We start from the raw sequence: 26,981 nt of genomic DNA, 5'->3' as shown, positions 1-26,981 counted from the left end.
GTCAGGAACCGCCCATGGCCTTCTTCAGCTCGGCCGCCGCGTTGCGGTAGACCGGCAGCAGATCGAGGTCCGTGCCCGGGTAGTTGACGATCTCGACCTGCCGGGCACCCGAGTCGGGCAGGACGGTCCCGGTCGACATGTGGGCGTTGTCCAGGACCAGGGCCGGCTTCTTCCCCGAGAGCTCCGCGAGCTGCGCCGGGGTGACCGCCTCGGGACCGTACGTGCCGACCGCGGTGGCACCGGCGAGCCTCGCGGACCAGCCGGTGAACACCTGGCTGACGACGGCCGGGCTCTTCCCGCCCGGCCAGGAACCCTGGACGTCCTTCGACAGCTTCGCGTACTCGGTGTCGAACGACGCCGACCACTTCATGGCGGCGTCCTCGGTCCCGAACAGCTTGCCCAGACGGGCCACTTCGGCCCTGACCTTGTCGGCCTCGTTGTCGAGGTTCACCTCGACCAGCTCGGCCTTCGAGCCGGCCGCCTCCTTGATCTTCGCCGCGTACGGCTCGAAGGCCGCGTAGAGGACGAAGTCGGCCTTGCCGACGGCGGCGAGGTCGGAGGGCTTGGGGTCGTAGTCCGGGGCGTGGTGCACCGACTGGGGCACGATCACCTTGACGTCCTCGGCGCCGGCGGCCTTGGCGAAGGCGCCCTCCCAGGTGGTGGTGACGACGACGACCGGCTTCCCGCCGTGGTGGCCGGGCGGGCCGTCCTTCGAAGCGGTGTCGCTGTTGGCGTTGCTTTTGCCGCAGCCGGTGACGAGGGCCAGTGCCGCGCTCAGTGCGAGGAGGGAAGTGAATCGGACGCGGGTGCGCGCCATGAGCTGATGCTCCGTTCGGGGATGAGATGGACCGCGAGGACGAGCGTCCCCGCGGTGAGGACGAGGACCGGCCCGGGCGGCCAGTCGAGCCGGAGGGCGAGAAGGAAACCGGTCAGGTTCACGGCCACCCCGATGCCGACCGCCCACAGGGTGATGGACCGCAGCGAGCTGCCCAGGCGGCGGGCGGCGAGCGCCGGAAGCAGGGTCAGGGCGTCGACCAGCAGCGCGCCGGTGAGCTTGATCGCCCCGGCGACCGCCACCGCGACCAGGACCAGCAGTACGGCGGTCAGCGCCTGCACCGGGACCCCCGAACACTGGGCCAGCTCCCGGTCATACAGCAGCAGGGCCACATCGCGGCGCCGCCACCAGAACAGCCCCGGTACGAGGGCCGCCAGCGCGCCGAGCACCACGAGATCGGCGGTGCCCACGGACAGGATCGAGCCCCACAACAGGGCGAACGCACCGGAGGCGTTGACCCCCGACACGGCCAGGACGAGCAGCGCGGCCGCGATGGCCAGGCTCATCAGCAGGCCCATCGCCCCGGACAGCCCGTCCGGAGTGCGGGCGAGCGGGGCCACCCCGGCCCCGGCCAGGGCGCAGGCGAGGAGCGCGCACAGCATCGGATCGAGCCCGGTCAGCAGCCCGACCGCGATGCCCAGCAGCGCGACGTGCATCATCGCGAAGCGCACCGGCATGATGTCGAGTCCGACGATGACCACCCCGATCACCGGCAGGCCGATCGCCGCCAGCAGCAGGGCGAGGCCCGCCCGCTGTACGGGGAGCAGCTGGAGCAGTTCGCCGAGGTCGGCGCCCGCGAGGATCACCCGACCTCCCGCAGCCGGCCCGCGGCCATCTCCAGTACGCGGTCACAGCGCTCCGCGAGCGCCCGGTCGTGCGTCACGACGACGAGGGTCACCGGCAGAGCGGCCAGTACGTCGGCCGCCTCCTCCTGGCCGCCGAAATCCAGTGCGGCGGTCGGCTCGTCGGCCAGCAGTACCTCGGCCCCCGCGGCCACCGAGCCGATCGCCCTGGCCAGGTACATCCGCTGCAACTGTCCGCCGGACAGCGTGTGCAGCGGCCGGCCGAGCAGCGCGCCGACCCCCAGCTTCCGTGCCGCTTCGGCGGCCTCGGCCGGTGCGCCGCCACTGGCCAGCAGTTCGTCGCCGAGGAGCGGGAAGCGGCCGGCCGCCGGCTTCTGCGGGATCCAGGCGCAGGACCGCCGCCGCCAGGCCCATTCGGCGGCCGATCCGGTGCCGCGGCCGCCGACCAGGATGCTCCCGGACACCTGGCGGTGCAGCCCGAGAACCGCACGCAGCAGCGTGGTCTTGCCCGAGCCGTTGGTCCCGGTCAGCGCGACGCGCTCGCCCGCCGCGATCTCCAGATCCACGTCGGCGACCGCCTCGACCCGGCCGTGGCGGCAGGCGACCCCCCGCATGCGTACGTCCAGCCCGCCCATCCGTCGCCCTCCCGTCGTCCGGTGCCGGGTGGCTCCCCGCACGCGGAGGTGGTCGGACGAAGGCGCGTCCCGGTTCCGGCGGCGACGGATCGAGTTCAGGTCATGGAGAGGGGGCCGGGGCCTCGGCCGGGGCGGGCGCGGGGTCGTCGCCGCCCTGGTCGAGCCGGAACGGCGGGTACTCGTCCGTCATGAGCGCGGCGTACGCGGCGACGCGCAGCACCCACCGGTGCAGCCCCACGATCAGGTCGAACACGTCACGCGGGTACTTGGCGGTGAAGGCGAGCACCACGGCCGCGATGATCGCCAGCAGCGTGATCAGACCGCCTCCGCCGCACCAGCCGTGGCGCATGCCCCCGGTGAAGAAGGCGATGACCAGGTAGTGGGGGATCGCGAAGAGCCACCACTTCACCAGGACCAGCGGCCGGGACAGGCGCTCCGGGTAGGCGATCTCGAGGCGTGCCGGATAGCCGGGCTCGGGGCCGAGACTGAAAGGCGGGTACCGGTCGGTGGCCAGGGCTCCGTATGCGTAGTACGAGACCCGCCACGACCAGCGGAGCACGCCGACGTTGAAGTCGAACAGGCCGCGCGGGTAGCGCTCGGTGAACAGGATCGCGAAGAAGGCGATGACGCTGACCACGATGAAGGCGATCCACAGGAACAGCAGCACGATGTAGTGCGGGATCGCCAGGATCCACTTGACCAGCCACAGCCAGCGCGACAGCGGGCTGTCCAGACCGGCGCTCACCCTGACCGAGCGATACGAAGAAACGTTCGCGGACATGATTGCGTCACCGTCCCGTGTCCGGCGTCGTGAGCCCCCCGGACCTTGTGCCCCTCCATCATCCGCGCCGTACGGGGCATGCTCCAGTCGGCATCCGGTGTGTCCGGATGTGACAGACAACCGTCATTGCGGACGCCTGCCCGTCCGGCCAGGATGGACGCATGTCCACGCCCCACCGCGTCGTGATCGCGGTCTTCCCCGATGTCGACCTGCTCGACGTCACCGGCCCCGCCGAGGTCTTCGCCCTCGCGAGCCGGGAGGCGGGGCGCCGGCTGTACGACGTACGCCTGGCGGGCCCGGACGGGGGCCAGGTCACCACCTCGGCCGGCGTCCGGCTGGTCACGGACCTCTCCTTCGCCGAGGTCGGCGCCGCCGTGGACACCCTGGTGGTGCCCGGCGCCGTCGAGCTGACGGAGGACGGCCCGGTCGCGCACGTCGACGAGGCGGTGGTGCGGTGGATCGCCGCCACCGCCCCGTACGCCGGGCGCGTGGCCTCGGTGTGCGTCGGCGCCCACCTGCTGGCGGCGGCCGGCCTGCTGGACGGGCGCCGGGCCACCACCCACTGGTCCACGGCCGGCCAGCTGGCGGCCGAGCACCCGCGGGTGGAGGTCGACCCGGACCCGATCTTCGTCCGGTCGGGCCGGGTGTGGACCGGGGCCGGGATCAGCGCCTGCATGGACCTGACGCTGGCCCTGGTGGCCGAGGACCACGGCGAGGAACTGGCCCTCGCGGTCGCCCGGCAGCTGGTCATGTACCTCAAGCGGCAGGGCGGCCAGAGCCAGTTCAGCGTGCCGCTCAGCCGCCCGGCGGCCTCCCGCCGGGACATCGACTCCCTGCGGGCCTACATCACCGAACACCTCGGCGCGGACCTGTCGGCGGCCGCGCTCGCGGCCCGGATGAGCCTGAGCGAGCGCCATTTCGCCCGTACGTTCCGCAAGCAGCTGGGCACCAGCCCCGCCGCCTACGTGGAGGCCGTACGGGTGGAAGCCGCCCGCCGGCTGCTGGAGACCACCGACCGGCCGCTGGAGCAGGTCGCCGCGGCGGCCGGCCTGGGCTCGGTGGAGACCCTGCACCGGGCTTTCCGCAAGCAGATCGCCACGACCCCGGCCGCGTACCGCCGCCGCTTCCGTACCGCCCACTGACTGCTCGGTGCGATTCCGCGCCGAGCCACGGCTTCGCCGTGCCCATTTCCCACAAGAAGGACGCTTCAGCATGTCTGCATCCACTGCATCCACTGCATCCAAAACCCTGCGCGATGTGATCGGCCTGCCCGGCACGCTGCCCCGCCTGGCCGAGGCCACCCTGGTCATGGTCGACTTCCAGAACACCTACCGCTCCGGCGTGATGGCCCTGGAGGGCGCCGAGGAGGCCCTTGCGGCGGGTGCCCGGCTGCTGGCCGCGGCCCGGGCCGCCGGCGCGCCGGTCGTCCACATCGTCAACGACGGCGGCGAGGGGACCCCGTACGACATCCGGGCCGAGATCGGTGCCATCAGCGCCGAGGTCGCGCCGTGCGAGGGGGAGGCGGTCGTGGTCAAGCAGTTCCCGAACGCCTTCCACGCCACCGAACTGGAGAAGACCCTCCAGCAGCTGGGCGCCAGCCCGGACCTGGTGATCGCCGGGTTCATGACCCACATGTGCGTCACGTTCACCGCCCAGGGCGCCTTCAACCTGGGCTACCGCCCGACCGTCGTCGCCGAGGCCACCGCGACCCGCACCCTCACGGCGCCCGACGGCACGCTGATCCCGGCCGCCACCCTCCAGTCGGCAAGCCTCACCACGATCTCCGACCTCTTCGCCCCGGTGGCCCCCACGGTGGACTCCCTCCCGGCCTGACGCCCCGGAACGCAGGAGGGCCCGGACCTGCCAAGAACGAGTGGGCCGGCGTCGGCAAGACCTTGGAACCCGCAGAAGCGCGACCACGCACTCGTGGCACTTGGCGCCTCCAAGTAGTCCACCAGCGCGTCGCGAAGGAACGCACCCACACTCGTGGGCCGCTATGCCACGGCGCGCGAGGTGGGGTCGTTCGATCCTTCGTCAGAGCGCTCCGCACGCGCACAACAGGCATCGCGGGCTCCATCGGCCTCGCCACCGTCTTCCGAGGTGACCGTGATCTGGTCCTGGCCAAGCTGGCGCGGTCGGTCACCGGCATCGCGCCCGCCGAGCTCGCCGCTGCGGCGCCGGCCCAGGGGGCCGTTCTCACGGCTGCCGGGTTCGGACGGACCAAGACCGACCGGGTGCCGGGGAAGGTCCACACCGGCGCCTTCGACGCCGCCGCCATCGGCACCACGACCGTGACCCTCAAGGGCAAGAGCGCCGGCAGCGACACCGTCTGCAAGGGGGACGCCGGCGGCCCGGCCGTCAACGGCAACGGCGAGGTCGTCGCCGTCAACAGCCGTTCCCGGCAGGCCGGGTGCCTCGGCAGCGACCCCGCCGAAACGCGTCGCCATGCCGTTGCCGTCCGTACGGACGATCTCGGCGAGTGGGTGCGGCAGACCACGAAGGTCACGCCGTACGCGGCCGGTGGCCAGCAGATCGCCGTGGCCGCCGTCGGCACGTCGACGTATCTGGACGTCATGGCAACGGACGGCGGTCTCCACCAGACGGTCGGAGACCACGCCGCAGGCGCGTGGTCGTCGCAGTGGAGCCGCGTCGACGGCGCCGGCATGACCGCGCTGACCAGCACCGCGGCCAACAACGTCGTGCACGTCTACGCCACCGGTGACGGGGGCCGCGTCCTCGGCATCGACGCCGACCACAACGCCGGCTGCTGGAGCCAGACATGGTCCCAGGTGCCCGGAACCATGGGTTCCTGACGCTCCGCCAGGATCACCTCCGCTGAATGAAGCCGGCTGTCGGCCGAGCGCGTTCCCGGGCCCGCACGCACGGGCCCGGGAGCAGCGCCACCGCGGTCGGCGCCGGACTCGTGTGGGGCAGCGCCGCGCAGGCCGTGCGTCGGCACGTCGGCCGATGACGGCCGGCACGCGTACGCCGCCCAGCAGCCTCGGGGTCAGTGGACGACGCTGAAGCTGCGCCAGGGGAGGGTGACCGGGGCCGTCACGTTCGAGAGCGTGGTGCCCACGTAGATGCCGTCGGCCCCGTCGGCCTTCTTGCAGTCCAACGTCCGGTACAGGACGACGTCGACGAGGGTGTTGTTCTCGACGTGGGTGGCGCCCTTCGGGAGGACGATCTTGTGGCAGCCCTGCACCAGCGTGTTGGAGTAGCTCAGCTCGACCGGCGAGTCGTGGCCGCGGAAGGTGAGCATGCCGACGGTGGTCCGGCCAAAGCCCGAACAGGCGGTGGCGGTCAGCAGCAGTGCTGCGGCCGCGGTGATGACGCCGATACGCCGGCTGTGGGACATGGCGCGGTCCTCGTCTGTGCGGTGGTGACTGGCCTTGCCCACAGCCTGCCCCGGCGGCGCGCGGGCGGCATCCGGTGCTCGGCCGGGCGGATGAACGCGGCCGGGACGGGAAGGGAGTCGGCCATGACTGACCTTCGCATCGGCGTCCTCGGATTCGGGCTGCGCGGCAGCATCGCGCGCACGGCACACCGCCCCGGCCTAGGGTCGGCGGTCACCGCGGTCGCGGACCCCGATCCGCGGGCCCGGGCGGATGCCGCCGCGGCCTTCCCGGGCGCGTACGTGACCGCCGGCCACCGGGCGGTGGTCGAGGATCCCGAGGTCGACGCCGTCCTCGTGCTGACCCCCGACCACACCCACGCCGACCTGGCCTGCCAGGCACTCGTCGCCCGCAAGCCCGTCTTCGTCGAGAAGCCGCTCGACATCTCCGTGGACCGCTGCGACGAGCTCCTGCGCACCGCCCGCGAGACGGGCACCCGCCTGTACGTCGGGCACAACATGCGGCACATGCCCGTGGTGCGGACGATGCGCGCGTTGATCGCGGCCGGCGAGATCGGCCGGGTCAGGACGGTCTGGGTCCGGCACTTCGTGGGCTACGGCGGCGACTGGTACTTCAAGGACTGGCACGCCGAGCGCCGGTACACCACCGGCCTGCTGCTCCAGAAGGCCGCGCACGACATCGACGTCCTGCACTGGCTGGCCGGCGCCTACACGGACGACCTCCAGGCGATGGGCGACCTGATGGTCTACGGGGACAACCCGCACCGCCGCGCGCCCGGCGAACCCAAGGGCGACGACTGGTACACCGAGGATGGGCACTGGCCCCCGCACACCCAGCGCGGCCTCAACCCGGTCATCGACGTCGAGGACGTCTCGCTGCTCAACCTCCGCCTCGCCAACGGCGTGCTCGCCGCCTACCAGCAGTGCCATTTCAGCCCCGACTACTGGCGCAACTACACCGTCATCGGGGATGCCGGCCGCCTGGAGAACTTCGGCGACGGCCCGGGCGCCGAGGTCCGGGTCTGGAACACCCGGCGCTCCGGATACCGGGCCGAGCCGGACGCCTCCCACACCGTCCCGGACGCGGCGGCCGCGGGCGGGCACGGCGGCGCCGACCCGCTCCTGATCGACGAGTTCCTGCGCTTCGTACGCCACGGGGGAGCCACGGACACCTCGCCGGTCGCCGCCCGTATGGCGGTCGCCGTGGGCTGCCTGGCGACCGAATCCCTGCGGGCCGGCGGCACGCCCCGGCGGGTGCCGCCGCTCGACCCGGACCTGGTGGCGTACTTCGACCGCGGCCAGCGGCCCGCCGAGCACCGGTGAACGGCCCGGTGACGCTCGCCGGCCCAGGCGGTGTCCGGCGGCATTTGTCCAAGAGTTCCCCAAGGGCGGGCCTGCCTCCGGCCCCCGGGCCCGCAGGGCCCTAGCTTGGGCCCGCATGAGCGTCCTTGCTGAGCGATACCGGGCCGACGGGACTCCCGGGCGGCGCGGACTCGTGCGGGGCGCCCTGACCGGTGCCGTGGCCCTGTGCGCCGGGCTGGCGTCCGGGGCCGGCTCCACGGCGGGCGGCGCCCGTACCGGTCTGCACGGCCCGCGGCCCGCCACGCCCGAGGCGGCGCTGCGCGCGCTGTCGGCCGGCAACATCCGCTGGCGGACGTTCCACGAGCGGCATCCCGACGCCACCCGGACCGTACGGCAGGCGCTCGTCGGGGAACAGCACCCGTTCGCCGTCATCCTGGGCTGCGTCGACTCCCGCGTCCCGCCGGAGCTGGTCTTCGACCAGGGGCTCGGCGATCTGATGACCGTACGGTCGGCCGGTGAGGTCCTGGACGACGCGGTGCTCGGAAGCATCGCGTTCGGGGTCGTGGAGCTGGCGATCCCGCTGGTCGTGGTGCTCGGCCACCAGTCCTGCGGGGCCGTGACCGCCGCGGTCCGCGCCGCCGAGGGACTGGAGCAGCTGCCCGGACACCTGCGCTACCTGGCGCAGCAGATCCGTCCGGCCGTCGACCGCAGCCTGCGCCGGGAGGCCCGTGTCGATGCGGCGGTCACCGAGAACGTACGGCTCGTACGCTCCCGGCTGGCGGGGGAGCCCGATCTGGCCGCCCGGGTCACGGCCGGGAAGCTGGCCGTGGTCGGCGCCCGGTACGAACTCACCACCCAGCGGGTGCGCCGGATCCGCTGAGGCACGCACCTCGCGGACCTCCCCCGAGGCCGGCCGGGGGGTTCAGGTCTCCTCGGGTTCCGGCAGGGGCTGCTCGGACCAGATGACCTTGCCCTCCGGGGTGTACCGGGCCCCCCAGCGGCGGCTGATCTGGGCCACCAGGAAGAGGCCGCGGCCCCCCTCGTCCGTGGTCTTCGCGTAGTGCAGCCGCGGCGAGCTGCTGCTGCCGTCGAAGACTTCGCAGGTCAGCACCCGGTCGTGCAGGAGCCGTACGCGGACCGGTTCGGCGCCGTGCCGGATCGCGTTGGTGATGAGCTCGCTGAGCACCAGCTCCGTGCCGAAGGCCAGCTCCGACAGGCCCCATTCCTCCAGCTTCTCCACGGCGAGGGCCCGCATGGCCCCGACCGCGCTCGGCTCGAACGGCACCTCCCATTCGGCGATGCGGTCCGCCGGCAGCGCCGACGTCCGCGCGACCAGCAGCGCCACGTCGTCGCGCGGGCGCACCGGCAGCAGCTCCGAGAGGACCGCCCGGCAGGTCTCCTCGGGCTTGCGGTCCGCGTGGGCCAGGGCCGAGCGGAGCAGCGCGAGCCCCTCGTCGATGTCACGGGTGCGCTCCTCGATCAGCCCGTCGGTGTACAGCACCAGCTGGGTGCCCTCGCTCAGATCCAGCTCCGCCGACTCGAAGGGGAACCCGCCGAGCCCCAGCGGCGCCCCAGCGGGCAGCTCCGGGATCTCCACCGTCCCGTCCGGGCGCACCACCGCCGGCGGCATGTGGCCTGCCCGGGCCACCGTGCAGCGCTGCGTCACCGCGTCGTACACGGCGTACAGGCAGGTGGCTCCGATCAGGCCGCCTTCGCCGCCGCCGCCCTCCACGCTCTGGTCGATGTACTGGACGAGGTCGTCGAGGCGGGCGAGGAGCTCGTCGGGCGGCAGGTCCAGGGACGAGAAGTTCAGTACGGCCGTACGCAGCCGGCCCATGGCCGCGGCGGCGTGCAGACCGTGCCCGACGACGTCGCCGACGACGAGGGCGACGCGGCTGCCGGGGAGCGGGATCACGTCGAACCAGTCGCCACCCACCCCGGACTGCGCGGGCAGGTAGTAGTGCGCGACTTCCACGGCGCTCTGCTCGGGCAGGTCGCGCGGGAGGAGGCTGCGCTGGAGGGCCTCGGCCAGGGCGTGCTCGCGGGTGTACCGGCGCGCGTTGTCGATGCTGACCCCGGCCCGGGCGACGAGCTCCTCCGCCAGCGACACGTCCTCCTCGTCGAACGGCTCCCGCTCCGCGCGCCAGAAATTGACCACGCCGAGGACGACCCCGCGGGCCTTGAGGGGAGCGGTGATCAGGGAGTGGACGCCGTAGTCGATGATGGCCTGCGCCCGGGGCGGGTCCTGGGCCTGCCAGCCCGGCGCGTCGGTCAGGTCGGTCACCACCTCGGCCCGGCCGCTGTTGAGCCCGCGCGCCTGCGGGGTGGAGGGCAGGAAGTCGATCAGCCTGCCCTTCGGGTAGAGCGGGACGTCGTCCCGGATGCCGCTGACCCCGGTGCGGCGCATGTCGGCCGCGACGGTGGTGGGCTCGTCGCCGAGGAGTACGGGCTCCGCCAGGTCGACGGTCACGAAGTCCGCGAACCGGGGTACGGCGACGTCCGCGAGCTCCTGGGCCGTCTTCTTCACGTCCAGGGTGGTGCCGACGCCGACGCCCGCGTCGTACAGCAGCCTGAGCCGTTTGCGGGCCGCCTCGGCGCGGGTGCTGAGCACCTGCATCTCCGTGGAGTCCCGGATGGTGACCGCCGTGCCCTCGGGCCTGCCGCGGGGCCGGGTCTGGCGCTGGTTGACGACCAGCAGCCGGTCCCCGGCCTCGTGCACCTCGTCGGTGGCCACCCGGCCGGACAGCAGGAGGTCGGCCATCTGCCGGTCGAGCCCCGACAGCTCCCGGATGTGCTGCCCCTCGGCGTCCGCCGGGAGCCTGAGCAGACGTTTCGCCTCGTCGTTGGCGAGGAGGAGCCGGCCGCCGCCGTCGGTGATCAGCACCCCCTCGCGTACGGAGTGCAGCACCGCGTCGTGGTGCTCGTACATCCGGGTCATCTCGAGGGGGCCGAGCCCGCGGGTCTGGCGGCGCAGGCGCCGGCTGATCAGCGCCGCGCCGGCCGTGGCCAGGGCGAGGGCCGCCGCGGTGGTGCCCAGGATGACGGGGAGCTGCCGGTCGACCACTCCGGTGACGTTCTTCACCGTGAGGCCGGCCGACACGAGGGCCACGACCGGGCCGCCGTCCTTGTAGGGATCGGCGAACACGGGGACCACGGCCTGGATCTCCTGGCCCAGGGGTCCCTTCACGCTCTCGGTGTACACCTGGCCGGCCAGTGAGGGCGCGATGGTGCCCACGAACTTTTTGCCGATGCGGTCGGGGAGCGGATGGGTGTAGCGGATCCCCTGGTCGTTCATCACGACGATGAAGTCCACTCCGGCATCCTTGCGCGTCACCTCGGTGAGCGGCTGGAGGATCTTGGAGGGATCGGGGGTGAGGAGCGCCTGGCGCAGTCCGAGCGAATGGGCGAAGGTCTGCGCGACCGCCACGGAGCGGGTCCGGGCCTCCCGGTCCACGTCGCGCCGGGACTGGAGTACGAGGGCCAGTACCGCCCCGGCGGCGAGCAGCACCACGATCGCCACCTGAAGGACGAATACCTGTCGGGCGACGCTGCGCGGGCGCTTCTTGCTCAGTGACCGCACCGACGTCCCCGGCACGGGTTGCAAGGATGGGTCACGAACCATTTGTAGCACTGTCGGTGGTCCGCAGCCGGGAGAGCCGCGAGCGCCGTCCGGGCGCGCCGTCAGTCGGTCCGGCTCTCCCGCCAGGTCCTGAGCACCTCGTCGACGTCGAATTCGGTGAGCCGGAGGGGCGGCCCCGGGGGCGGCATGCGCAGGGCCGCGCGGATCTTCTCGTTGATCTCGGCGAGGACGGCCCGTGCCCGGCGCTCCGAGGGGGCCGCCCGGACGGCCTCCAGGGCGTCCTCGGCCTCCTTGCGCAGGGCGAGCGCCGGCGGCAGGGCCGCGAACCCCTCGCGGTGCATCTTGTCCCGGATCCACCACAGCTCGTCGTACGGGGCGTCGATCGAGGCCAGCGGCTTGCCGTAGCCCGGCAGCCTCTCGAACTCGCCGCGCTCGGCGGCCTCCCTGATCTGCCGGTCCACCCAGGACTCGAAACTGACGCCCGGTGGCTTGCGCTCGGTCACGGTTCCCTCCTCGGCAGCCTCTGCGGATCAGCGTATCGCCGGGCGGGGAGCAGGCGGCGGGCCGCCGGCCGATCACCGCAAAAATTATCTTGACGTCAAGATTAACCTCGGGCAGGCTACCGCAGGGTATCTCGACATCGAGATACTTTGGCGGGGGATGCGGAGGCCCGGGATGATCCGGCGGTGCGGTGCGGGGAACCTGTGCGGTGCGGGGAACCTGAAGGACCGGCGGGGCGGAGCCGGACTGCTGGCGCAGTTGCGCCGCCCGCCCGGCGGCCGGGACGCCCGCATCATGCTGTTCGCCCAGCTGCTGGACCGCACCGGGACCGGGGTCTGGGCCGCCTCCTGCGTCCTCTACTTCACCTTCGTGGTCGGCCTGGACGCCCGGCAGCTGGGCCTGCTGCTGGGCGCGGCCGGCGTGGCGGGCATCGCCGGCTCCCCGCTGGCCGGCCACCTGGCCGACCGCTTCCCCGTACGCACGCTGCTGATCGGCAGTCACCTGCTGCGCCTCGGGACGGTCTGCGCGATGCTCGTGATCACCCGCTTCGAGGTGCTGCTGCTCGTGGTCGCCGTCACCTCCCTCGGCGAGCGGGCGGCCAAGATGCTGGAGATGCTCTTCGCCACGCGGGCGGCGGGCGAACAGCGCGCCACGTACCAGGCGCTGTCGCGCAGCGCGGCGAACGCCGGCTACGCGCTCGGCTCGGGCATCGCCGCCATCGGTCTCGCCGTCGGCACCCGCGAGGCGTACCACGTCCTGATCCTGGGCAACGCGCTGTCGTTCCTCGCGGCCGCGGTGCTGGTGTGGCGCACGCGGGAGCAGGACGGGCACGGCAGCCCCGGCCGCGGGAGTGCCCAGGCGGCCGCCGGGACCGGGGACGCGGCCGCGGCGGGCCCGACGGCCGTCGCGAACCCGTGGCGGGACCGCGGCTACCTCCGGTTCGTCCTCCTGGACATCCCGATGTGCCTGGACGACTCGATCCTGGGGGTCGGGCTGCCGCTGTGGCTGGTCGACCACACCGACGCGCCACACGCTGTGGTGCCGGCCTTCCTCTTCATCAACACCGTGCTCGTCGTGGCCCTGCAGCTGAAGGTGTCGGCGCGGGTCCGCCGGCCGCGCCAGGCCGCGGGAGCGGTCGGGCTGTACGGGCTGACGACACTCGCGTGCTGCACGCTGCTGGCCGTCACCCCCGAACACGGGGCCTGGGCCGCCTCGATCACCCTGCTGGCCGCGGCCGTGCTGGTCACCGCGGCGGAGCTGATCCGCTCGGTGACCTCCTGGGAGCTGGCCGTCTCCCTCGCGCCGCAGGAGGCGAGGGCCTCGTACCTGGGGGTGGCTGGCATGTCCCAGTCCATCCAGAAGTCCGCCGGGCCGCTGCTGCTGACCGGCGCGGTGATGGCGGCCGGGCCGGCGGGCTGGCTCGTGCTCGGGGCCGCGGTCGCGGGGCTGTCCGTCGTCCAACGGCGGGCCGGCCTGCGGCGGCTGGACGCCCAGCAGGCCGCCGCCGTCCCGGCCGGCTCCCGCACCACGGCAGAAAACGGACCAGCAGCGGTGTCCTGACGCCCTGGCCCTCCCCTTTCCGCGGATCCCTGGTTGACGAGACCCCCGTCTTCCCCGTCCCAGATTCCCCAGTCGACGGGACAAGTTCCCCTATCTCTCGGGAACGGCAGAAATCTAGCCTCGCTACTGCCTGTCCGCGACTGGGATCACTGTGATCGAGGGGGAAGTGTGACTGTTCGGGAGGTCGGTGTTCTGGCGATCGGCGCGGGTCCGGCGAATCTGGCGCTGGCGGTGGCCATAGAGGAGTCGGGTTCGGCCGAATTGGCGGACGAAACGCTGCTGTTGGAGCAGAGTCCGGACGTCACATGGCAGCGTGATCTGCTGATGCCGTGGGCGCGCAGTCAGGTGTCCTTCCTGAAGGACCTGGTGACGTTGCGGAATCCGTCGAGCAGGTTCACGTTCCTCAATTTCCTGCACGAGCAAGGGCGGTTGGACGAGTTCGTGAACCTGGGGACGTTCCACCCGTTCCGGTGGGAGTTCTCGGATTATCTGCAGTGGGTCGCGAAGTCGCTGGAGCGGGTCGAGATCCGTTACGGGGCACGGGCGGCGCAGGTGGATCCGGTGTGCGGGCCGGACGGGGCCGTTTTCGGGTGGAGCGTGCTGCTGACGGACGGGGACGAGATCCGCTGCCGGGACCTCGTCGTCGGCGGCGGCCGCGACCCGCGCGTACCGGAAGTGCTTTCCGGTCTTCCGGACGACCGGCTGATTCACAGTGCGCAGTACCGGACGCGGATTGCGAAGATTCCACGGGACGAGCCGGTCCGGGCGGTGGTCATCGGCGGGGCGCAGAGCGCGGCGGAGATGTTCTACGCGCTGCACGAAAATCTGCCGCAGAGTCACGTGACGATGCTGGTCCGGTCGATCGGCCTGCAGACCTACCAGACCAGCAAATTCGTGAACGAGTTGTTCTTCCCTTCCTTCGTGGACGATTTCTACGAAAGTCCGGCGGAAGTCAGGGCGCAGCTGCTCGACGAAATGCGCTTCACGAATTACGCCGGTCTGGCACCGCCGTTCCTCGACGAGCTGTACACGATGCTCTACCGGCAGAAGACGCTCGGCCCGCAGCGCTCCGAAGTACGGGCGATGACCGAGGTCGTCGGGGCTCGGCTCGAGGACGGCGAAGTGGTCCTGGACCTGCGGGACCGGATGAGCGGCAAGACGGAGCCCCTGCGCTGCGACCTCGTCCTCCTCGGCACCGGCTACGACCCCCGTAAACCCGCCCTCGTACGGGAGCTGGCGGCCCGCGTCGGCATCGACGAGGTCGCGGTGAGCCGCGCCCACCGGGTGGAACTCGGCGAGTCCGCCTGGGGCGCCGTCTACCTCCAGGGCGTCAACGAGGAGACCCACGGCATCGCCGACTCCCTCATCAGCGTCCTCGCACACCGCTCCCAGGACATCCTCACCGACCTGCTCTCCCGCCGCGCCGGCGCCGAATCCAGGAGCGCCTGATGCAGCGGACGTTGGTGATCGCCCCCGGCCCGACCGCGAACGGCGATCTGCACCTGGGCCACCTGGCCGGCCCGTTCCTCGCCGCCGACGTCTGCGCGAGGTACGCCCGCGCCGCGGGCCACGACGTGCTGTTCGGCTCGGGCGTGCACTTCACGCAGAACTACATCGTGACCACCGCCCGCAGACTGGGCGTACCGCCCGAAGAGCTGCGCGTCCGGTCGGCCGGGCAGGTGGAGCAGACCCTCGCGGCCATGGGCATCCGGCCGGACGGGTTCGTCCGGTTCGGCGACCGGTACGTCAAAACCGTCCGGACCTTCTTCGAGCGCCTGCACAGCAGCGGCGCACTCCGGCTGCAAGGCGTCACGTTCCCGTACGCACCCCGCACCGGCGAATACCTCACCGACGCCTACGTCCGCGGCGGCTGCCCGGTGTGCCTCGCCGACGGGTGCGCCGGTCTCTGCGAGAACTGCGGGCACTGGATCGCATCCGGCGACCTGATCGACCCGCGTTCCACCCTGCACCCCGAGGACCCGGTCGAACTGCGCAAGCAGCAGGTCCTGGTGCTGCCGCTCGAAGACCACCGCGAGGCGCTCGTCACCTACTTCGCCCGGCAGGCTGCGACGATGCGACCGCGCCTGGCGCAGATGATCGAGGAGATCCTCGCCCGGCCGCTCCCGGACTATCCCGTAACCCTGCCCATCGCGTGGGGCATCCCCGCACCCTTCCCGGAGGTCGCGGACCAGGTGATCTACGCGGATGCCGAGACCATCGCGTGGAGCATGCACTGCACCGCGCTCGCTGCCGAGGAGCGCGGCGAAGTGCTCGCGGCCGACGACGAGTTGTGGTTCTCCGAGACCGGCAACAAGGTCGTGTACTTCTTCGGGTCGGACGCCGGCTTCGCGTTCGCGGTCGTCGGGGCGGCGATGCTGGAGGCGCTGGGCGGCTACACCTTGCCCGAGCACTTCGTCACCAACGAGTTCTACGAACTGGACCACGACAAGTTCTCGACCAGCCGCGGCCATGTCGTATCGGGCCGGGAGCTGGCCGCCGAGGTGCCCAGGGACGTCATCCGCTTCTACCTCGCCGCGACCAGCCCCGACTTCCAGCGCACCAACTTCACGCGCGAGGCACTGGACCGGGTGACCGGCGAACGGCTCGTCCAGCCGTGGAACCGGGTCGCGGACAAGGCCGGCAGCTGGGCCGGCCGGGGTCCGTTACCGGTGTCCGGGCGGTCCCGGGAAGCGGCCGCGCGCCTCCTGGAACGCTTCGCCGCCGCCTACGACGTCCGCCGCTTCAATCTGACCGCAGCCGCGTTCACCCTGTCCGAGCAGCTGGCACGGCTGGACCGGTGGGAGGTGGGACCGGCCGACGCCGGCGACTTCTGCCACGAGGTCGACGTGTTCCTGCGCTGCGCGGCGCCGCTGCTGATCGACCTGGCCGGGGCGGGCCTCCCCGACGGCGCGATCCCCGCCGGGCCGCATGCCACGGAGTTCACCCCCGTACGGCTGCCGCGCCTGGCGGAGCCGGGACGGTGAAGGCGGCTCCTTCCGTCCCGCAGCCCGCGGTCAGGGCCGGGGCCGGAGCCGCGGTCGTGGTCGTCGGAGCCGGCGTCACCGGGCTGCTGACCGCCGTGGAGTGTGCGCTCGCCGGCCACCGCGTGACCGTGCTGGACCGGGGCCCGATCCCCAACCCGCACGCCAGCTCCTTCGACCAGCACCGGGTCATCCGCACCTTCAGCCCGGACGACCCGGACGCCACCCGGCGGATGACCGCCGCCCACCGCCGCTGGCAGGACCTCGAGACGCTGCTCGGAACCCGCTTCCACCGCAGGGTCGGAGTGGTCACCGCCCGGCCCCGGGAACGCCTCGCCGCGCTGGCCGCATCGGCCGCCGAGGCGGGGGTCCCCGTACGGACGGTGGAACCGGAGACGCTGCCGCACCTGGAGTTCCCGCCGGACTCGGCAGGCCTTCTGGACGTGGACGGCGGGGTGCTGCTCGCGGAGCGGGTCCTGCACGCCGCCGCCCGCCGTCTCGACGGGCATCCGGCGGTGACCTTGCGCCCGTACACCGCGGTGACCGGGATCGACACGGACTCCGGGAAGGTCCAGCTCGCAGGCGGCGAGCGGCTGGGCGCCGATCTGGTCCTGGTCGCTGCCGGCCCGTGGACACGCGACCTGGTCGGGCCGCCGGTCGTCCTGCACCGCCAGACCATGGTCTACCTGCATCCGCCGGCCGGCGCGGCGCGGTGGTGGGAACACGCACCCGCGGCCGGCGGGCTCGGCGCGGACGGCCGGGCCTGGGCGGTGCCGCCCGGGGACGGCACGCTCCTGAAGATCAGCTCCGACGCGCTCTGCCGCACGGTGGACACCACCGCGGACTGCGCCGCCGAGGACCAGGAGCCCTGGGCCGAGCGGCTCGCGGCGGCGACGCCGCTGACCGGCCTGCACCGCTACACCGTGGCCGCCGTGAAGGCCTGCCACTACGCGGCCGACGCGGACACCGGCGGCGCGCTGCTCGCCCGCGTGGGTCCCGCCGTCTGGTCGCGGGCGGCGTGCGGCGGATCCGGATTCAGTGCGGCCCCGCTCGTCGCGGACCGCATCGTCGATGTCTTGAGGGAAGGGGCGGCATGACGGAGGATGCTCCGGTCCGGGTGTTCGACGCGCTGAAGGCGACTCCGACACCGGTCCGATATCTCCTCGGCGGCGTACTGGTCAACCAACTCGGTGCGTTCGTCCAGACGTTCCTCGTGCTGTACCTGACCTTCCGCGGCGCATCGGTCAGCGTGGCGGGGCTCTCGCTCGTCGCGTACAGCATCGGTTCGATCTTCGGCACGATGCTGGGCGCCGAGATCACCCACCGGTTCGGCCCGCGGGCCACCATCATGGCGGCCATGGGGGCCTCGGCCCCGCTGGTGGCGTCGATCTCCTGGCTGAGCGGGCCGGGGATGCTGTGGGCGCTGCTGGTCGTGGTCGGGCTCGCGGGCCTGTTCACCCAGGCGTACCGGCCGGCGGCCGCCGTGATGCTGAGCGACCTGATGCCCGAGCGGTACCAGGTCATGGCGTTCTCGATGATGCGGATCGCGCTGAACATCGGCGCCGCCCTGGCCCCGCTGATCGCCGCGGTGGTCATTCTGGTCGACTGGGACATGCTGTTCTGGATCGACGGCGCGACCGCTCTGGTCTACGCCCTGCTGGCGTTCGCCCTGCTCCCGAAGAAGGCCGTGGAGGGGGAGGGGGGAGCCAGGACCGCGGACGCGGCCGAACCCGGAGCCGCGGCGTCCGGACAGGCCGCCGACGGCCGTTCGGCGTACGCCGCGATGCTGCGCGACCGGAAGTACCTGCTCTACCTGGGCGCCATCCTGCTCGGCTCGCTCACCTACGCGCAGGGCCACATCGCCCTGCCGCTGGAGCTCGCCGCGGACGACTACCCGACCGGCTTCTACAGCACCGTGCTCACGGTGTCCTCCGTCGTACTGATCACCTGCGAGCTCAAGATCACGGCCTACCTCAGCAGGCTGCCGAAGCACGTACGGGTGATCACCGGCCACCTGGTGGAGGCCGTCGGCCTCGCCGTCTACGGGCTGACCTCCCGGTCCGGTGCGTTCACCATCACCGGTGCGGTGCTGGTCGTCTGCGGGATCATGATCGCCGCGCCGAGCATGTTCGCCCACCCGGCGACGTTCCCCGCGGCGGTCAAGGCCCGCTACATCGGCACCATGCAGGCCGTGGGCGGAGCGGCCTCGGCGCTCGCGCCGCTGTTCGGCGTCTTCCTGTGGACCAGGCTCGGCGGCGGGTTCTGGCTGCTGTGCGGCGTCGTGACCGCCCTGGCCGGACTGCTCGCCCTGGCCGGTGTGAAACAGCCGCCCGAGCCTTCCCCTGTGAAGGACGCGGCGGCCGGCACCGAAGGAAAGCCCGAAGTCGTCGGAGGCACGTCATGAACGAGCAGCAGCCCGGCCCGGCCACCGGGCCGGTCCTGATCGTCGGGTTCGTCGGCGTCACGCTCGCCGCCATCGGGGAGTTCCAGCCGGACGACTCGGTGATCTACATCGAGGAGCCCGACGTCGTCCGCAAGCGGCACGTGCACGAGCAGCTCGACGGCGTGGCGTTCGTCCGCGGCCTGATCGAGTGGGAGTACCACCTCGCGGGCAAGGCCGACGAGTTCCACAACGCCCACCCCGACCTCGCTCCCGTCGCGGTCGTCCCGGCGATCGAGTACGCGACCCCGTTCGCCGCGCGCCTCGCGGAGCGCTACGGCCTGCCCGGCGCCGGCCTCGGAGCCGCCCGGATCCTCCGCGACAAGGCCCTGCTGCGGCAGGTCAGCGCCGCGGCCGGGATCGCCAACCCGGCCAGTGTGCGCGTGGACGGGCCCGCCGGCGTACGGGACTTCCTGCGCGGCCAGGCCGGCCCCGTCGTGCTCAAGCCCGCCAACCGCCAGGCCACCGTGGGCACCCGGGTGATCCACGACCCGGCCGACGTCGAGCAGGCCTGGGCGGACTGCCTGGTCCAGGACGAGGGCGTCTTCGTGCCCGACCGGCCCATGGAACTGTCCATGCTCGCCGAACAGTACGTCGACGGCCCCGAGTTCAGCGTCGAGATGCTCGTACGCGGCGGGCGCCCGCTGTTCGTCAACGTCACCGGCAAACAGCTCTTCCCCGGGCCCCACCCGGTGGAGATGGCGCACACCGTTCCGGCGGACATCCCCGAGGAACTCGCGGAGGCGCTCGGTGCGCAGACGGAGCGCGTCGTCGGAGCCGTCGGCTTCCGCGACGGGATCGTGCACTGCGAATGGATCGTCTCGGACGGTGTCCCGTACCTCGTGGAATGCGCGGGACGGCTCGCCGGCGGCGGCATCGTCGACACCATCCAACTCGCCTACCCCGTACAGCTCATGCGCAGCTACTACGCGGTGATGAAGGGCGAGGAGCCGCCGGCCGAACTGCCCCGGCGGGCCAAGGGCGGAGCGGCCGTACGGTTCCTGGCCACCGGGGCGGGCCGGGTCACGGCCGTGCACGGCGTCGAAAACGCCCGGCAGGTCGACGGGGTGTTCCTGGTCGCGGTCACCGCCGGACCGGGCGACCGGTTCACCGGGCTGCGCCACTCCTGGGACCGCGCCGGGATCGTCATGGCCACCGCGGACAGCTCCGCCGAGGCACTGCGGCGGGCCGAGGCCGCCGCGGCCGCAGTCCGGATCGACATCGAGGGGGAAGCATGACGGTACGGGAGGTCGGTGTCCTGGCGATCGGCGCCGGTCCGGCGAATCTGGCGCTCGCGGTGGCCATCGAAGAATCGGGCTCTGCCGAACTGGCCGACGGAACCCTGCTGTTGGAGCAGAGTCCGGACGTCAAATGGCAGCGCGACCTGCTCATGCCGTGGGCGCGCAGCCAGGTGTCCTTCCTGAAGGACCTGGTGACGCTGCGCAACCCGTCCAGCAGGTTCACGTTCCTCAACTTCCTGCACGAACAGGGGCGGTTGGACGAGTTCATCAACCTGGGAACCTTCCACCCGTTCCGGTGGGAGTTCTCCGACTACCTCCAATGGGTCGCCACCTCGCTGCATCGGGTCCGGATCCAGTACGGGGCCCGCGCCGCGCAGGTCGACCCGGTCGTGGAAGCGGACGGCTCGGTCTCCGGGTGGAGCGTGCTGCTGACGGACGGGGACGTGATCCGCTGCCGGGACCTTGTCGTCGGCGGAGGCCGCGACCCGCGGGTGCCGGACGTCTTCGCCGGCCTGCCGGCCGACCGGCTGATCCACAGCGCCCAGTACCGGACCCGGATCGGGCTGCTCCCGAAGGACGAACCGCTCCGCGCCGTGGTGGTCGGCGGGGCCCAGAGCGCCGCGGAGATGTTCTACGCGCTGCACGAGAACCTTCCGCAGAGCCGCGTGACCATGGTCGTACGCTCGGTCGGGCTGCAGAACTACCAGACGAGCAAATTCGTGAACGAGCGGTTCTTCCCTTCGTTCGTGGACGAGTTCTACGACAGCCCCGCGGAGGTCCGGGCACAGGTCCTGGACGAGATGCGGCTGACGAACTACGCCGGTCTGGCACCGCCGTTCCTCGACGAGCTGTACACGATGCTCTACCGGCAGAAGGCCCTCGGCCCGCAGCGCTCCGAGGTCCGCGCCATGACCGAGGTCGTGGGCGCCCGGCTCGAGGACGGGGACGTCGTACTCGACCTGCGGGACCGGATGAGCGGCAAGACCGAGCCCCTGCGCTGCGACCTCGTCCTCCTCGGCACCGGCTACGACCCCCGCAAGCCTGCCCTCGTACGGGAGCTGGCTGCCCGCGTCGGCATCGACGAGGTCGCGGTCAGCCGGGCCCACCGGGTCGAGCTCGGCGAGTCGGCCCGGGGCGCCGTCTACCTCCAGGGCGTCAACGAGGAGACCCACGGCATCGCCGACTCCCTCATCAGCGTCCTCGCACACCGCTCGCACGACATCCTCACCGACCTGCTCGCCCGCCGCGCCGCCGCCACCGGAACCGGGAGCGATGGATGACCACCGACAGGGGAGCACTGCTGGTCGTCGGCAGCGGGCTGAAGGTGTACCGCGAGTACCTCGTCGCGCCGATCCGGCGCCGTGCCCGCGCGGCCGGCCTGGACATGGTGCTGCTCAACAACCTCAACCCCACCTGGCAGCACGAGTACTTCGACGAGATCATCGTCGCCAACGTCTTCGACTCCGAGGCGATGGGCGCGGCGGCACGCGAGGTCGCCGCACGCCGCCGCATCGTCGGCCTGATGTGCTGGGACGAGCCGCTGGTCCTGGACGCCGGGCTCCTCGCCGCCGAGTTCGGTGTGCCGGGGCTGTCCGTGCCCGGCGTACGCGGCTGCCGGGACAAGCAGCTCACCCGGGCCGAGCTCACCGCGGCGGGTCTGTACCAGCCGGGGTTCGAGCTGACCACCACCGTGGAGCAGGCCAGGGTGGCCGCCGGGCGGATCGGCTATCCCGTCGTGCTCAAGCCGCGCGCGATGGGTGCCAGCATCGGCGTCGTGTTCGCGGCCGACGAGACCGAGCTGGACGCCGCGTTCCGCATCGCCCTGTCCGCGAGCGAGGTCGACCCGGGCCCGTACCGGGCGAGCGCCATCGTCGAGGGGTACGCGCCCGGGCCGGAGATCAGCGTCGACGGCGCCGTGCACAAGGGCGAGTACCTGCCGATGTTCGTGGCCCGCAAACACAGCAGCGACCAGCCGTACTTCGAGGAGGTCGGGCACCTCGTCGACGCGGCCGACCCGCTGATGGCGGACCACGGGCTGATGCGCACCCTGGCCCGGGCGCACCAGGTGCTCGGCATCGAGGACGGCATCACCCACAGCGAGGTCCGGCTGACCGGCCGCGGGCCGCTGATCATCGAGATCAACGGCCGGCTGGGCGGGGACCTGATCCCCTTCCTCGGCAGGACCGCCACCGGCATCGAGCCCGGCGAGGTGCTGTTCGACGTGGCCACGGGGCAGCGGCCGGACACCCGGCCCACCCGGAGGGCCGTCGCCGGCATCCGGTTCGGCTACCCGGAACGGGACTGCCTGCTGCGTTCGGTCGCCGTACCGGCCGAGGCCCCGGGCCTGGTCGCCGCCGCGCCGATGGCCGAGCCCGGCACCACCCTGCGGCTGCCCCCGGGGGGCTACCTGGCACGCCACTCCTTCGTGGTGTGCGAGGCCGACGACACGCAGACCTGCCTGGAGCGGCTGGACGCGGCGGCCGAGCTGGTCGCACTGGACTCCGAAGCGATCGGCCCGCCGGATCCGGACGCGCCGTTCGAGATGCCGGCCGGCCTGCTCGACGTGGACGAATGACCGGCACACACCACCACTTGAGGGGGAACGCATGAGCACGACCCGGAACCCGGGCACCGAAGCACCCACGACCGCGGCGGAGATCCTGGAGCGGGCCAAGGCACTGGCTCCGCGGCTGCGGGAGCGGTCGGCGGAGATCGAACAGGCCCGGCAACTCCCGGCGGACGTCGTGGACATGCTGCGCGACACCGGAGTGTTCCGGATGTGCTTCGGGCCCGAGTGGGGCGGTCCCGAGCTGACGTCGATGCAGCAGGCCGAGGTGGTGGAGACGCTGGCCTACGGGGACGCCTCGGCCGGCTGGTGCGCGGCGATCGGCGCGATGACGGGGGCGATCAGCAACTTCCTGGACCCCGCCGTGGTCAAGGAGGTGTTCCCCAGCCTGGACGTGATCACCGCCGGGCTGATCGCGCCGGCCGGGCATGCAGAGCGGGTTCCCGGCGGCTTCCGGCTGACCGGCCGGTGGTCGTTCGGCAGCGGCATCACCCATGCCGACTGGGTGACCTCCGGGGCGTTCATCTACCAGGACGGCAAGCCGTGGGCGAGTCCGGACGGCAGCAACGCGCACGCGTCGCGCCAGTTCCTGGTGCCGGCCCACGAGGTCGGGGTCGTCGGGAACTGGGACACCACCGGCCTGTGCGGCAGCGGGAGCAGCGACTACACGATCAACGACGTGTTCGTGCCGGAGGAACACACCTACACCTTCTACAAGGTGCGGGGCCGCACGGACACCCCGATCGCCCAGCCCGACTCCTTCATGCGCAGCCTGTGCGCCGTGCCGCTCGGGGTGGCCAGGGCCGCCCTGGACCACGCCCGGGAGACCGCGCTGACCCGGGTGGACAAGATGACCAACACGCCGTGGGCGGACACCTTCCGCGTGCAGGTCACCCTCGCCGAGTGCGAGGCGGAGTTCAACGCCGCCCGCAGCGGCGTCTACAGCAGCTCGCAGCGGCACTGGGACGTGCTGGCCGGCGGCGGCACGCTGGATGATCTCACCGCCACCGAGCGGGCCGCGTCCTCGCTCGCCTGGGTGCACGCCTTCCGCACCTCGCGGGCGATCGTGAACCGGCTCTACGACCTGCTCCAGGCCTGGTCGATCAACAGGTCCTCGCCGATGGACCGCTGGATGCGCGACACCGCGACCATGTGCCAGCACGTCGCCGCCTCGGACCTGATCCTCGAGTCCGGCGGCGCCTACCTGCTGGGCCGGCCGCCCAAGTTCCGGATGAGCCTCGGCATCGTCAACTAGGGCCAAGTGAAAGGCGATCACATGACCATGACCCGGACCCCGGGGGCCGAGGTGCCCGCCACCGCGGCGGAGCTCCTCGCCCGCGCGAAGGAGCTGGCGCCGCTGCTGCGGGAGCGGTCGGCGGAGATCGAGGAGGCGCGGCGGCTGCCGGCGGACGTGGTGGCCATGCTGCGCGACGCCGGGGTGTTCCGGATGGCCTTCGGCCGTGAGCTGGGCGGCCTCGCGCTGACCACGATGGAGCAGACGCAGGTCGTCGAGACGCTCGCGCACGGGGACGCTTCCGCGGCCTGGTGCGCGGTGATGGGCGCGAGCAGCGGCATCTTCAGCGCCTTCCTCGACGAGACGGTGGCCAAGGAGATCTTCCCGACCCCGGACACGATCATGGCCGGGCTGCTGCAGCCGACGGGTCGCGCCGAGCTGGTTCCCGGTGGTTTCCGGCTCTCCGGCCGCTGGTCGTTCGGCAGCGGGATCACCCATTGCGACTGGGTGACCTCGGGTGCGTTCGTCTACGAGGACGGCAAGCCGTACGCGAGCCCGGACGGCAGCAATCCGCACGAGTCGCGGCAGTTCCTGGTGCCCCGGGCCCAGGTGGAGGTCATCGACAACTGGCACACCATGGGCATGCGCGGCACCGGCAGTTGCGACTACACGATGGCCGACGTCTTCGTCCCCGAGGAGCACACGTACAGCTTCGGCAAGGTACGCGGCCGGCCGGGCCCGCTCGCCCAGCCGGACGCGTTCACGCGCAGCATGTGCGGCGTGGCGCTCGGGGTGGCCCGGGCCGCGCTGGACCACGCGCGGGAGATCGCCCGGACCCGGGTCGACCGGATGACCGGGGTGGCGTGGAAGGACCACTTCCGGGCCCAGGTCACGCTCGCCGAGTGCGAGGCGGACTTCCTCGCCACCCGGGGCGGGGTGTACGGGAGCCAGCGGCGCCAGTGGGAGGTGCTGGCCGCCGGGGGCACCCTGGACGACCTCACTCCCGAGGAGCGCGCCGCGTCGCCGATCGCCTGGGTGCACGCCTTCCGCACCTCGCGGTCGATCGTCAGCCGGCTCTTCGACCTGCTCCAGACCTGGTCGATCCACCAGTCGTCGCCGATGGACCGCTGGCTGCGCGACACCACCACCATGTGCCAGCACGCCACCGCCCAGGACCGCATTCTCCAGTCGGCCGGAGCCCATCTGCTGGGCGGGAAACCCGAGTTCGGGATCTGCCTCGGCATCGTCAGATAACGCAATTCGCCTGCGTGCAGGCCAGGGGGGAGAAAGTCCGATGGGCCGAGGCCTGGTGCTTTTGGTCAATCCCAACAAGGTGCACCCACCGATCGCGCCCTATGCGCTCGACGTGCTCACGACCTCGTTGGAGGCCGCCGACTTCGAGGTCGAGGTGGTCGACCTCACGTTCCACCGGGAGGACTGGAAGTCCTGCCTCTCCGAATACTTCGGAGCGCGCAGTCCCGTCCTCGTCGGTGTCACCATCCGCAACACCGACACCGTCTACGCCTTTGAGCAGCGCCCCTTCATCGGGGAGCACAAGGAGATCATCACCGAGATCAAGCGCCTGACGGACGCGCCGATCGTCGGCGGCGGCATCGGCTTCTCCACCATGCCCTTCGCGCTGGTCGACTACTTCGGCATCGACTTCGGCGTCAAGGGCCCCGGCGAGCAGATCATCTGCGATCTCGCCGACGCGCTGGTCACCGGCCGCGACACGGGCACGGTGTCCGGTCTGCTGTGCAACACGGGGGAGGGGGTCGTCCGGATACCGCCGCCGGCGCTCTCCCCGGCGCCCCGTCGCGCCGTGGCACCGCGGCCCGCCGGGCAGTTCGAGGACCGCGTGTGGCAGGTGGACCAGGCCGGTACATATCTGCGCCGCTCCGGCTCGCCGCACAAGGTGGACAACCTGCTCTACTACCAACGCGGCGGGCTGGCCGGCATCCTCACCAAGAACGGCTGCACCTACCGCTGCTCGCACTGCGTCGAACCGGACGCGAAGGGCATCCGGTTCGGCCGGCGCGACGTCGCCGCCGTGGTCGACGAGATGCAGTCCCTCGCCGCGCAGGGAATCCTCGACCAGCACACCACCGACAGCGAGTTCAACCTGTCCATAACCCACGCGAAGCAGCTGCTGCGCGAGATCGTCCGCCGCAGACACGCCGACTCCGGCAATCCGCTGAACGAGCTGCGCCTGTGGGTCTATTGCCAGCCTTCTCCGTTCGACGAGGAGTTCGCCGAGCTGCTCGCGGCCGCGGGCTGCCGCGGGGTGAACGTCGGCTCCGACCACGTACGGGCGGACATGCTGCGCGGCTGGAAGGTCACCGAGAAGGGCACCACGTACTACTCCTTCGCCGACACCGAGAAACTGGTCCGGCTCTGCCACGCCAACGGCATGATGACCATGGTCGAGGCGCTGTTCGGAATGCCGGGCGAGACGCGGCAGTCCATGCGCGAATGCGTCGAGGCGTTCATGGCACTGGACGCCACCGTGACCGGGTTCTCGCTGGGGCTGCGGCTCTTCCCCCACACACCGCTCGGCATCGCGATGGCCGAGCAGTGCGACGGGGTGCGGACGGTGCCCGGACTGCAGTCGAATACGGCCACCGAGCCGATCGTGCTGAAGCCGCTGGCCCGGTGCTCGGGGCCGGTCGAGTACGAGCGGCAGTTCATGTTCGACGAGTCCGGCAACTTCCGGCTCGTCTGTTACTTCTCGCCGGATCTTCTCGAGGACCCCGAAACGGTCAAGGACCCCTCCGGGCGGTGGAGCCGGTCCGTGGAACTGCTCTGGGAGCTCGTCGACCCATCCGACCACCACCGGGTCATGCTGCCGACGCTGGCCGGCTCGAGTGAGCACGACAACAACTACGCGGACAATCCGTTCCTGACGAGTCTCAGCGGACTCGGATACACCGGAGCATTCTGGGCGCATTGGCGAGACCGGGAGGCAATTCTCCGTCAGGCGCAAGAGGTAGGAATGGCAGAGTCCGCAGAAAACTGACATGGTCGGATGTGAATGTCGCTACCGCCATGGTGATCGCGCCGCGCGGATATCCCCCCGACCGTTGCGGTAAGACTGGCCTGTGCACCATTCTGGTAACGGCCGGTCGGCCTGGGCCGCCGTAAAAGATCGATTCGGGGGGAAGGTAGAA

At 71.8% G+C, this 26,981-nt stretch carries 23 protein-coding genes; 16 read left to right on the top strand and 7 right to left on the bottom strand.

Annotated features, from left to right (window positions below):
* Nucleotide 1: 1 nt before the first annotated feature.
* The 4 genes from AB0M76_RS33830 to AB0M76_RS33815 all read right to left on the bottom strand — a co-directional run bounded on the left by AB0M76_RS33830 (nucleotide 2) and on the right by AB0M76_RS33815 (nucleotide 3,054).
* On the bottom strand, nucleotides 2-817 hold the full coding sequence (locus AB0M76_RS33830) for a zinc ABC transporter substrate-binding protein (RefSeq protein ID WP_365956582.1): 816 nt from the start codon (nucleotides 815-817) through the stop codon (nucleotides 2-4).
* Nucleotides 775-1,641: a metal ABC transporter permease gene (locus tag AB0M76_RS33825; protein ID WP_266661258.1), complete on the bottom strand. Its 867-nt coding sequence runs from the start codon at nucleotides 1,639-1,641 to the stop codon at nucleotides 775-777. Before AB0M76_RS33825 ends, AB0M76_RS33830 begins: the two co-directional genes overlap by 43 nt.
* Nucleotides 1,638-2,273 carry an ATP-binding cassette domain-containing protein gene (locus AB0M76_RS33820; protein ID WP_327360847.1) on the bottom strand — a complete coding sequence of 212 codons (636 nt, stop codon included), beginning with the start codon at nucleotides 2,271-2,273 and terminating at the stop codon, nucleotides 1,638-1,640. The genes AB0M76_RS33825 and AB0M76_RS33820 overlap by 4 nt, the downstream gene beginning before the upstream one ends.
* A 100-nt stretch (nucleotides 2,274-2,373) precedes the next feature.
* Nucleotides 2,374-3,054, bottom strand: a complete 681-nt coding sequence (locus AB0M76_RS33815) for a DUF4389 domain-containing protein (protein ID WP_365956581.1) — start codon at nucleotides 3,052-3,054, stop codon at nucleotides 2,374-2,376.
* Between the two features lie 161 nt (nucleotides 3,055-3,215).
* On the opposite strand from AB0M76_RS33815, the gene AB0M76_RS33810 reads away from it, so the two are divergent.
* The 3 genes from AB0M76_RS33810 to AB0M76_RS33800 all read left to right on the top strand — a co-directional run bounded on the left by AB0M76_RS33810 (nucleotide 3,216) and on the right by AB0M76_RS33800 (nucleotide 5,867).
* The gene (locus AB0M76_RS33810; protein ID WP_365956580.1) at nucleotides 3,216-4,196 is read left to right on the top strand and encodes a helix-turn-helix domain-containing protein; all 981 of its coding nucleotides are present in this window, start codon (nucleotides 3,216-3,218) and stop codon (nucleotides 4,194-4,196) included.
* Nucleotides 4,197-4,266: 70 nt separating this feature from the next.
* A complete protein-coding gene (locus AB0M76_RS33805) occupies nucleotides 4,267-4,887 on the top strand; it encodes an isochorismatase family protein (protein WP_365956579.1) in 621 nt (206 codons plus the stop codon).
* Nucleotides 4,888-4,949: 62 nt separating this feature from the next.
* Nucleotides 4,950-5,867 carry a trypsin-like serine protease gene (locus tag AB0M76_RS33800; protein ID WP_365956578.1) on the top strand — a complete coding sequence of 306 codons (918 nt, stop codon included), beginning with the start codon at nucleotides 4,950-4,952 and terminating at the stop codon, nucleotides 5,865-5,867.
* A gap of 194 nt (nucleotides 5,868-6,061) precedes the next feature.
* Here the strand turns inward: AB0M76_RS33800 and AB0M76_RS33795 are convergent, their stop codons facing one another.
* Nucleotides 6,062-6,412 carry a hypothetical protein gene (locus tag AB0M76_RS33795; protein WP_365956577.1) on the bottom strand — a complete coding sequence of 117 codons (351 nt, stop codon included), beginning with the start codon at nucleotides 6,410-6,412 and terminating at the stop codon, nucleotides 6,062-6,064.
* A gap of 123 nt (nucleotides 6,413-6,535) precedes the next feature.
* On the opposite strand from AB0M76_RS33795, the gene AB0M76_RS33790 reads away from it, so the two are divergent.
* Nucleotides 6,536-7,732 (top strand): Gfo/Idh/MocA family oxidoreductase, encoded by a 1,197-nt coding sequence (locus AB0M76_RS33790; RefSeq protein WP_365956576.1) that lies wholly within the window; start codon nucleotides 6,536-6,538, stop codon nucleotides 7,730-7,732.
* 115 nt (nucleotides 7,733-7,847) lie between these two features.
* On the top strand, nucleotides 7,848-8,591 hold the full coding sequence (locus AB0M76_RS33785) for a carbonic anhydrase (RefSeq protein WP_365956575.1): 744 nt from the start codon (nucleotides 7,848-7,850) through the stop codon (nucleotides 8,589-8,591).
* A 42-nt stretch (nucleotides 8,592-8,633) separates the two neighbouring features.
* Here the strand turns inward: AB0M76_RS33785 and AB0M76_RS33780 are convergent, their stop codons facing one another.
* Both AB0M76_RS33780 and AB0M76_RS33775 read right to left on the bottom strand, forming a co-directional pair.
* Nucleotides 8,634-11,306 (bottom strand): SpoIIE family protein phosphatase, encoded by a 2,673-nt coding sequence (locus tag AB0M76_RS33780; RefSeq protein ID WP_365956574.1) that lies wholly within the window; start codon nucleotides 11,304-11,306, stop codon nucleotides 8,634-8,636.
* An 86-nt stretch (nucleotides 11,307-11,392) separates the two neighbouring features.
* On the bottom strand, nucleotides 11,393-11,794 hold the full coding sequence (locus AB0M76_RS33775; RefSeq protein WP_365956573.1) for a DUF1992 domain-containing protein: 402 nt from the start codon (nucleotides 11,792-11,794) through the stop codon (nucleotides 11,393-11,395).
* 172 nt (nucleotides 11,795-11,966) lie between these two features.
* Here AB0M76_RS33775 and AB0M76_RS33770 point away from each other — a divergent pair, with 172 nt between their 5' ends.
* The 11 genes from AB0M76_RS33770 (at nucleotide 11,967) to tsrT (ending at nucleotide 26,830) form a co-directional block, all read left to right on the top strand.
* A complete protein-coding gene (locus AB0M76_RS33770; protein ID WP_365956572.1) occupies nucleotides 11,967-13,352 on the top strand; it encodes an MFS transporter in 1,386 nt (461 codons plus the stop codon).
* A gap of 168 nt (nucleotides 13,353-13,520) precedes the next feature.
* Nucleotides 13,521-14,801 (top strand): SidA/IucD/PvdA family monooxygenase, encoded by a 1,281-nt coding sequence (locus tag AB0M76_RS33765; protein ID WP_365956571.1) that lies wholly within the window; start codon nucleotides 13,521-13,523, stop codon nucleotides 14,799-14,801.
* Entirely contained in the window at nucleotides 14,801-16,336 is a 1,536-nt protein-coding gene (locus AB0M76_RS33760) for a class I tRNA ligase family protein (RefSeq protein ID WP_365956570.1), read from the top strand. Before AB0M76_RS33765 ends, AB0M76_RS33760 begins: the two co-directional genes overlap by 1 nt.
* Nucleotides 16,333-17,430 carry an FAD-dependent oxidoreductase gene (locus AB0M76_RS33755; protein WP_365956569.1) on the top strand — a complete coding sequence of 366 codons (1,098 nt, stop codon included), beginning with the start codon at nucleotides 16,333-16,335 and terminating at the stop codon, nucleotides 17,428-17,430. Before AB0M76_RS33760 ends, AB0M76_RS33755 begins: the two co-directional genes overlap by 4 nt.
* Nucleotides 17,427-18,737, top strand: a complete 1,311-nt coding sequence (locus AB0M76_RS33750) for an MFS transporter (RefSeq protein WP_365956568.1) — start codon at nucleotides 17,427-17,429, stop codon at nucleotides 18,735-18,737. The genes AB0M76_RS33755 and AB0M76_RS33750 overlap by 4 nt, the downstream gene beginning before the upstream one ends.
* On the top strand, nucleotides 18,734-20,011 hold the full coding sequence (locus AB0M76_RS33745) for an ATP-grasp domain-containing protein (protein ID WP_365956567.1): 1,278 nt from the start codon (nucleotides 18,734-18,736) through the stop codon (nucleotides 20,009-20,011). The genes AB0M76_RS33750 and AB0M76_RS33745 overlap by 4 nt, the downstream gene beginning before the upstream one ends.
* The gene (locus AB0M76_RS33740; protein WP_365956566.1) at nucleotides 20,008-21,294 is read left to right on the top strand and encodes a SidA/IucD/PvdA family monooxygenase; all 1,287 of its coding nucleotides are present in this window, start codon (nucleotides 20,008-20,010) and stop codon (nucleotides 21,292-21,294) included. The genes AB0M76_RS33745 and AB0M76_RS33740 overlap by 4 nt, the downstream gene beginning before the upstream one ends.
* The gene (locus AB0M76_RS33735; protein WP_365956565.1) at nucleotides 21,291-22,589 is read left to right on the top strand and encodes an ATP-grasp domain-containing protein; all 1,299 of its coding nucleotides are present in this window, start codon (nucleotides 21,291-21,293) and stop codon (nucleotides 22,587-22,589) included. The genes AB0M76_RS33740 and AB0M76_RS33735 overlap by 4 nt, the downstream gene beginning before the upstream one ends.
* A gap of 31 nt (nucleotides 22,590-22,620) precedes the next feature.
* Entirely contained in the window at nucleotides 22,621-23,835 is a 1,215-nt protein-coding gene (locus tag AB0M76_RS33730) for an acyl-CoA dehydrogenase family protein (RefSeq protein ID WP_365956564.1), read from the top strand.
* A gap of 21 nt (nucleotides 23,836-23,856) precedes the next feature.
* Nucleotides 23,857-25,068, top strand: a complete 1,212-nt coding sequence (locus tag AB0M76_RS33725; protein ID WP_365956563.1) for an acyl-CoA dehydrogenase family protein — start codon at nucleotides 23,857-23,859, stop codon at nucleotides 25,066-25,068.
* A 40-nt stretch (nucleotides 25,069-25,108) separates the two neighbouring features.
* The gene (gene tsrT / locus AB0M76_RS33720; protein ID WP_365956562.1) at nucleotides 25,109-26,830 is read left to right on the top strand and encodes a tryptophan 2-C-methyltransferase; all 1,722 of its coding nucleotides are present in this window, start codon (nucleotides 25,109-25,111) and stop codon (nucleotides 26,828-26,830) included.
* Nucleotides 26,831-26,981 lie beyond the last annotated feature (151 nt).

Origin of the sequence: Streptomyces sp. NPDC051364, assembly GCF_040682115.1 — a bacterium.
Lineage (GTDB): Bacteria > Actinomycetota > Actinomycetes > Streptomycetales > Streptomycetaceae > Streptomyces.
The sequence above is the reverse complement of the archived record's forward strand: the minus strand, read 5'-3'. Positions and strand labels throughout refer to the sequence as shown.

Excerpts from the sequence above, each read along its gene's own strand:
- AB0M76_RS33830 (WP_365956582.1), bottom strand. The coding sequence starts at position 817 with ATGGCGCGCACCCGCGTCCGATTCACTTCCCTCCTCGCACTGAGCGCG.
- AB0M76_RS33820 (WP_327360847.1), bottom strand. The coding sequence starts at position 2,273 with ATGGGCGGGCTGGACGTACGCATGCGGGGGGTCGCCTGCCGCCACGGC.
- AB0M76_RS33815 (WP_365956581.1), bottom strand. The coding sequence starts at position 3,054 with ATGTCCGCGAACGTTTCTTCGTATCGCTCGGTCAGGGTGAGCGCCGGT.
- AB0M76_RS33810 (WP_365956580.1), top strand. The coding sequence starts at position 3,216 with ATGTCCACGCCCCACCGCGTCGTGATCGCGGTCTTCCCCGATGTCGAC.
- AB0M76_RS33805 (WP_365956579.1), top strand. The coding sequence starts at position 4,267 with ATGTCTGCATCCACTGCATCCACTGCATCCAAAACCCTGCGCGATGTG.
- AB0M76_RS33795 (WP_365956577.1), bottom strand. The coding sequence starts at position 6,412 with ATGTCCCACAGCCGGCGTATCGGCGTCATCACCGCGGCCGCAGCACTG.
- AB0M76_RS33790 (WP_365956576.1), top strand. The coding sequence starts at position 6,536 with ATGACTGACCTTCGCATCGGCGTCCTCGGATTCGGGCTGCGCGGCAGC.
- AB0M76_RS33785 (WP_365956575.1), top strand. The coding sequence starts at position 7,848 with ATGAGCGTCCTTGCTGAGCGATACCGGGCCGACGGGACTCCCGGGCGG.
- AB0M76_RS33770 (WP_365956572.1), top strand. The coding sequence starts at position 11,967 with ATGATCCGGCGGTGCGGTGCGGGGAACCTGTGCGGTGCGGGGAACCTG.
- AB0M76_RS33760 (WP_365956570.1), top strand. The coding sequence starts at position 14,801 with ATGCAGCGGACGTTGGTGATCGCCCCCGGCCCGACCGCGAACGGCGAT.
- AB0M76_RS33750 (WP_365956568.1), top strand. The coding sequence starts at position 17,427 with ATGACGGAGGATGCTCCGGTCCGGGTGTTCGACGCGCTGAAGGCGACT.
- AB0M76_RS33745 (WP_365956567.1), top strand. The coding sequence starts at position 18,734 with ATGAACGAGCAGCAGCCCGGCCCGGCCACCGGGCCGGTCCTGATCGTC.
- AB0M76_RS33740 (WP_365956566.1), top strand. The coding sequence starts at position 20,008 with ATGACGGTACGGGAGGTCGGTGTCCTGGCGATCGGCGCCGGTCCGGCG.
- AB0M76_RS33735 (WP_365956565.1), top strand. The coding sequence starts at position 21,291 with ATGACCACCGACAGGGGAGCACTGCTGGTCGTCGGCAGCGGGCTGAAG.
- AB0M76_RS33730 (WP_365956564.1), top strand. The coding sequence starts at position 22,621 with ATGAGCACGACCCGGAACCCGGGCACCGAAGCACCCACGACCGCGGCG.
- AB0M76_RS33725 (WP_365956563.1), top strand. The coding sequence starts at position 23,857 with ATGACCATGACCCGGACCCCGGGGGCCGAGGTGCCCGCCACCGCGGCG.
- tsrT (WP_365956562.1), top strand. The coding sequence starts at position 25,109 with ATGGGCCGAGGCCTGGTGCTTTTGGTCAATCCCAACAAGGTGCACCCA.